The sequence below is a fragment of the Campylobacter sp. US55 genome (assembly GCF_004378955.1).
Lineage (GTDB): Bacteria > Campylobacterota > Campylobacteria > Campylobacterales > Campylobacteraceae > Campylobacter_D > Campylobacter_D jejuni.
Window position 1 is genome coordinate 1 of sequence record NZ_RYYF01000034.1, and the last position, 240, is coordinate 240.

The window sequence follows — 240 nt, forward strand, 5'->3', positions numbered from 1 at the left end:
TGGCATAAGTCGGGGTGAAAATGTCGTTTTTGCCAATGCTGCCCAAGAAGAAACACTCAAGATAGCCAATATAACAGAATGCGCAGTAGCAATCGTAACCATAACCAACGAAGCCAAACTCGAAATGATTTGTCAGGTTTTAGCTTCTTATCCAAAGCCTATTGATACAATTATCCATGTTAATGGTAGTCTTGAAAAGATGCTTTTTTCAAGTATCGATGAAAACATACGCATTGTAAG

The 240-nt window shown here is 37.9% G+C and carries 1 protein-coding gene; it reads left to right on the forward strand.

Annotated features, from left to right (window positions below):
* Window positions 1–240, forward strand: a 240-nt coding sequence (locus ELQ07_RS08195) for an NAD-binding protein (RefSeq protein WP_208359329.1), incomplete at both ends; no start/stop codon positions are given.